This is a genomic window from Mycobacterium sp. (assembly GCF_032162105.1).
GTDB lineage: Bacteria > Actinomycetota > Actinomycetes > Mycobacteriales > Mycobacteriaceae > Mycobacterium.
On the sequence record NZ_JAVRPS010000686.1, the window covers coordinates 1 to 5,891 of the forward strand.

The 5,891-nt window shown below is 69.6% G+C and carries 4 protein-coding genes and 1 pseudogene; all 5 read left to right on the top strand.

Going from position 1 to position 5,891, the window contains the following annotated elements; all coding sequences use genetic code 11:
* The first annotated feature begins 79 nt into the window (after nt 1-79).
* Nucleotides 80-2,590 carry a phenylalanine--tRNA ligase subunit beta gene (gene pheT, locus QOC69_RS34640; RefSeq protein ID WP_526447125.1) on the top strand — a complete coding sequence of 837 codons (2,511 nt, stop codon included), beginning with the start codon at nt 80-82 and terminating at the stop codon, nt 2,588-2,590.
* Nucleotides 2,591-2,622: 32 nt separating this feature from the next.
* Nucleotides 2,623-3,666: an N-acetyl-gamma-glutamyl-phosphate reductase gene (gene argC, locus QOC69_RS34645; protein ID WP_526447129.1), complete on the top strand. Its 1,044-nt coding sequence runs from the start codon at nt 2,623-2,625 to the stop codon at nt 3,664-3,666.
* Nucleotides 3,663-4,877 carry a bifunctional glutamate N-acetyltransferase/amino-acid acetyltransferase ArgJ gene (gene argJ / locus QOC69_RS34650; protein WP_526447127.1) on the top strand — a complete coding sequence of 405 codons (1,215 nt, stop codon included), beginning with the start codon at nt 3,663-3,665 and terminating at the stop codon, nt 4,875-4,877. Before argC ends, argJ begins: the two co-directional genes overlap by 4 nt.
* 11 nt (nt 4,878-4,888) lie before the next feature.
* Nucleotides 4,889-5,761, top strand: a complete 873-nt coding sequence (gene argB / locus QOC69_RS34655) for an acetylglutamate kinase (RefSeq protein WP_526447131.1) — start codon at nt 4,889-4,891, stop codon at nt 5,759-5,761.
* Nucleotides 5,758-5,891 (top strand): annotated as a pseudogene (locus tag QOC69_RS34660) (acetylornithine transaminase); the annotation flags it as partial. The gene argB and the pseudogene QOC69_RS34660, both read left to right, overlap by 4 nt.

Genomic DNA, 5,891 nt, shown 5'->3' on the forward strand with positions numbered 1-5,891 from the left:
TCCGCAACGGCATTCCCGACATGCGCGACATGGTCGAGGGCGACGTGCGCTTCTCCCTGCCGTTCGGGGTCGGAGCCTGATGCGCGTTCCCTACAGCTGGCTCCGTGACGTCGTCCGAGCCGGTGCACCGGGTTGGGACGTGTCCGCTGACGAACTCGAACGGACGCTGATCAGCATCGGGCACGAGGTCGAGGAGATCATCCCGGTCGGCCCGGTGACCGGTCCGCTGACGGTCGGCAAGGTCGTTCAGATCGAGGAGCTCACCGAGTTCAAGAAGCCGATCCGGGCCTGCAAGGTCGACGTCGGCTCCCGCAACGTCGATGGCGCCCCGCGCGACATCGTCTGCGGGGCAACGAACTTCAACGAGGGTGACCTCGTCGTGGTCGCACTGCCCGGCACGACGTTGCCCGGCGACTTCGCCATCGCCACCCGCAAGACCTACGGCCACGTCTCGGACGGGATGATCTGCTCGGCGGCCGAACTCAACCTCGGCGTCGACCAGTCCGGCATCATCGTGCTGCCGCCGGGCACTGCGGAACCAGGCGCCGATGCGGTCGAGCTGCTCGGTCTCGACGACGTGGTGTTCCACTTGGCGATCACCCCGGATCGCGGGTACTGCCTGTCGATCCGGGGGATGGCGCGCGAGATCGCCTGCGCCTACGACCTCGACTTCGTCGATCCCGCCGACGTCGCGCCACTGCCCGCCGATGGCGAGGCCTGGCCGTTGACCGTCCAGCCCGGGACCGGCGTCCTGCGGTTCGGCCTGCGTCCCGTGACGGGCATCGACCCGACCGCAGTGTCGCCGTGGTGGATGCAGCGCAGGCTGCTGCTCAGCGGAATCCGTTCCATCTCACCGGCGGTCGACGTCACCAACTACGTGATGCTCGAGATCGGTCATCCGTTGCACGCCCACGACCGCAGCCTCATCACCGGCGGCTTCGACGTCCGGTTCGCGAAGCCGGGGGAGACGGTGGTCACTCTCGACGACGTCGAGCGCCGCCTCGATCCGGGTGACGTCCTGATCGTCGACGACGTTGCGACGGCGGCCATCGGCGGCGTGATGGGCGCGGGCACCACCGAAGTCCGGGCCAGCACCACCGATGTGCTGCTCGAGGCGGCGGTGTGGGATCCCGCGGCGGTGTCGCGCACGCAGCGTCGCCTGCGCCTGGTTAGCGAGGCGGGCCGTCGCTACGAACGCACCGTCGATCCGGCGATCTCGGCTGCGGCGCTTGATCGTTCCGCCGCGCTGCTGGCCGAGATCGCGGGCGGAACCGTCGAGCGCACGTTGACCGACTGGCGCGGCGACCCGCCACGGGACGACTGGTCGCTGCCGCCGGTCAGCATGCCGATCGACTTGCCAGACCGAACTGCGGGTGTCGAGTATCCGACTGGTACCACGCAGAAGCGACTGACCCAGGTCGGCGCCGAGGTGGTCGTCGACGGCGATCGGGTGACGGCAACGCCGCCGAGCTGGCGGCCCGACTTGCGCCAGCCCGCCGACCTCGTCGAGGAAGTGCTGCGGCTGGAGGGCCTCGAGATCATCCCCTCCGTGTTGCCGCAGGCGCCTGCGGGGCGCGGCCTCAGCCCGATCCAGAAGCGTCGCCGTGCCATCGGAAAATCTTTGGCACTCAACGGTTATGTCGAGATCCTGCCGACGCCGTTCTTACCTGCGGGCGTGTTCGACCAGTGGGGCCTGGCCGCCGACGATCCGCGTCGGGCCACCATGTCCGTGCTCAATCCGTTGGAGTCCGACCGGCCGCATCTGGCGACGACACTGCTGCCGGGCATGTTGGAGGCGGTGGCGCGCAACGTCTCGCGGGGAACGCCCGACGTGGCGCTGTTCGCCATCGAGCAGGTCGCCGAGGCGACGCCGCGGACGCGACCGCTCCAGCCGATCCCGGTCGACCGGCGGCCCACCGACGACGAGATCGTCGCCATCGACGACTCCTTGCCGCGGCAACCGGTGCACGTCGCCGCGGTGCTGACCGGCCTGCGCGAACCCGCAGGCCCGTGGGGACCGGGGCGGCCGGTCGAGGCGTCCGACGCGTTCGAGGCGGTCCGCATCATCGGCCGGGCCTGCAACGTCGAGTTCACCCTGCGCGCCACCCAGCTTTTGCCGTGGCATCCGGGTCGCTGCGCCGAGGTGCACCTCGGTGATTCCGAGACCGGCATCGTCGTCGGGCACGCCGGCCCGTTGCACCCTGCGGTGATCGAGCGGACCGGCCTGCCGAAGGGCACGTGTGCGGTGGAACTCGACCTCGATGCGGTGCCGCTGGTCGAACGGCTGCCCTTGCCCGCGGTGTCCCCGTTCCCTGCGGTGTTCCAGGACGTCAGCCTGATCGTGGCCGACGACGTCGCCGCGCAGGCCGTCGTCGACGCCGTCCGCGACGGTGCAGGCGAACTGCTCGAGGACGTCCGCCTGTTCGACGTGTACGTCGGCCCGCAGATCGGCGAGGGCCGCAAGTCCCTGACGCTGGCGCTGCGGTTCAGGGCGCCCGACCGGACGCTCACCGAGGACGAGGCGAGCGCGGCGCGCGACGCCGCAGTCGCTGTGGCGGCCGACCGGGTGGGGGCCACGCAGCGCAAATAATGAATTTGCACCTGGTTGCATAACCATGCAGAATCGTCGACGTGACTTCAGTGGCGGTCGCCGGTGCCAGCGGGTACGCCGGCGGCGAGATCCTCAGGATATTGCTCGGCCACCCTGCGTATGCCGACGGGCGTCTGACCATCGGTGCGCTGACCGCTGCGGCAAGTGCGGGTACCGCCCTCACCGAGCACCACCCGCACCTGTTACCGCTGGCCAATCGCGTGCTGGAGGCAACCGACCCGGAGGTGCTGGCCGGTCACGACGTCGTGTTCCTGGCCCTGCCGCACGGTCACTCCGCCGCACTGGCCGATCAACTCGGACCCGACACGCTCATCGTCGACTGTGGGGCCGACTTCCGGCTCACCGATCCGGGCGCGTGGGAGCGGTTCTACGGCTCGGCGCATGCAGGCAGCTGGCCCTACGGCCTGCCTGAGCTACCCGGCGGCCGCGAGACGCTACGGGCAACCAAGCGCATCGCCGTGCCGGGCTGCTACCCGACGGCCGCTGTGCTTGCCCTGCTGCCCGCGGTGGCCGAGGACCTGGTCGAGCCCGCCGTCACCGTCGTCGCCGTGAGCGGCACGTCGGGCGCGGGACGTGCCGCCAAGGTCGACCTGCTCGGCTCCGAGGTGATCGGATCGGCACGGGCCTACAACATCGGCGGAGCGCATCGGCACACGCCCGAGATCGTGCAGGGCCTGCGCACGGTCACCGACAAGGACGTCACCGTGTCGTTCACCCCGGTGTTGATCCCCACCTCGCGCGGGATTCTGGCGACCTGCACCGCCAGAACGGAAGCGTCGCTGTCCGAGATCCGCGCCGCCTACGAGAAGTTCTACGGCGACGAGCCGTTCGTGTACCTGCTGCCGGAGGGGCAACTGCCCACGACGGGTGCGGTGATCGGCAGCAATGCCGCGCAGATCGCGGTCGCGGTCGACGCCGACGCCGGCGTGCTGGTGGCGGTGTGCGCCATCGACAACTTGGTCAAGGGCACCGGTGGCGCGGCGGTCCAGTCGATGAACCTCGCGCTGGGCTGGGCTGAAACGGAAGGACTTTCGATCGTGGGGGTGGCGCCGTGACACAAGGAACCGATACCGCGAAATTGGTACGCACGCAGGGGGTCACCGCACCCGCGGGCTTCCGCGCCACCGGAATCTCGGCAGGCATCAAGGCATCCGGCGCACCCGACCTCGCCCTCGTCTTCAACGAAGGTCCCGACTACGCCGCCGCCGCCGTTTTCACCCGCAACAAGGTCAAGGCCGCGCCGGTGCTGTGGACCCAACAGGTGATGACCACCCGGCACCTGCGCGCGGTCATCCTCAACTCCGGGGGAGCCAACGCCTGCACCGGGCCCGGCGGGTTCCAGGACACCCACCAGACCGCCGAGGCCGTCGCCGCCGCGCTGTCGGACTGGGGAAGCGAGACCGGTGCCATCGAGGTCGCCGTCTGCTCGACGGGACTGATCGGCGACCGGCTGCCGATGGACAAGGTGCTGGCCGGCGTCACGGACATCGTCCACGAGATGGCCGGCGGGCTGACCGGTGGAGCGGAGGCCGCGCAGGCCATCATGACCACCGACACGGTGCCCAAGCAGGTCGCATTGCACCACGGCGAGAACTGGACCGTGGGCGGCATGACGAAGGGCGCTGGCATGCTGGCCCCCTCGCTGGCCACCATGCTGTGCGTCATCACCACCGACGCGGTCGCCGACGCCGACGCGCTCGACCACGCCCTGCGCAACGCCACCGCACGCACCTTCGACCGACTCGACATCGACGGCAGCTGCTCCACCAACGACACCGTGCTCCTGCTGGCGTCGGGGGCCAGCGCGGTCGCACCCAGCCAGGACGAGCTGGACGCTGCCTTGCTCGCGGTGTGCAACGACCTGTGCGCGCAACTGCAGGCCGACGCCGAAGGGGTCACCAAGCGGATCGCGGTCACCGTGACCGGCGCCGCCAGCGAGGACGACGCCGTCGTCGCCGCACGCGTCATCGCCCGTGACAGCCTGGTCAAGACCGCCCTGTTCGGTTCGGACGCCAACTGGGGCCGGGTGCTGGCCGCGGTGGGTATGGCGCCCGTCGAGATGGAGCCGGACCGGATCAGCGTGGCGTTCAACGGATCTCCGGTCTGCATCGACGGAGTGGGCGTGCCGGGTGCGCGCGACGTCGACCTGTCTGGTGACGAAGTGTCCGTCGTCGTCGACCTCGGCGTTGGTTCCGGCGAGGCGACCATCCGCACCACGGACCTTTCGCACGCCTACGTCGAAGAGAACTCGGCGTACTCCTCGTGACCGATGAGCGCTTGCGCGAAGAGCATGTGACCGCCGCCCAGGTCCTCGCCGAGGCGCTGCCGTGGCTCAAGGCGCTGCACGGCAAGATCGTCGTGGTCAAGTACGGCGGCAACGCGATGACCGACGATGTGCTCAAGGCCGCGTTCGCCGCCGACATGGTGTTCCTGCGCAACTGCGGGATCCACCCCGTCGTCGTGCACGGCGGCGGCCCGCAGGTCAGCGCCATGCTCAAGAGGCTCGGCATCGCAGGTGATTTCAAGGGCGGATTCCGGGTCACCACACCCGAGGTCCTCGACGTCGCCCGGATGGTGCTGTTCGGTCAGGTCGGCAGGGAACTCGTCGGCCTGATCAACGCGCACGGCCCGTACGCCGTCGGCATCACGGGAGAGGACGCGCAGCTGTTCACCGCGATCCGGCGCACTGTCGCCGTCGATGGCGTCGCGACCGACATCGGCCTGGTCGGCGACGTCGAACGGGTGAACACCGCCGCGGTGCTCGATCTCATTGCCGCAGGCCGTATTCCGGTGGTTTCGACGATCGCGCCCGACGCCGCCGGGGTGGTGCACAACATCAACGCCGACACCGCGGCCGCGGCCCTGGCCGAGGCGCTGGCGGCCGACAAGCTGTTGATGCTCACCGACGTCGAAGGCCTCTACACCCGCTGGCCGGACCGGGGTTCGCTGGTCAGCGAGATCGACGCCGCCACACTCACCCAGCTGCTGCCGACACTCGAGTCGGGCATGGTGCCCAAGATCGAGGCCTGCCTGCGCGCGGTGGCCGGCGGCGTGCCCAGCGCACACGTCATCGACGGCCGCGTCGAACACTGCGTCCTCGTCGAGTTGTTCACCGATGATGGTTCCGGCACGAAGGTGGTGAAGAAGTGACCAACACCGAAGCCCTGCAGGAGCGTTGGCGGGCGGTGATGATGGACAACTACGGCACGCCGCCGGTCGCACTGGTCAGTGGCGTCGGCGCGGTGGTGACCGACGCCGACGGAAAGTCCTACGTCGACCT

Coding starts and splice junctions, on each gene's coding strand:
- pheT (WP_526447125.1), top strand. CDS start 80: ATGCGCGTTCCCTACAGCTGGCTCCGTGACGTCGTCCGAGCCGGTGCA.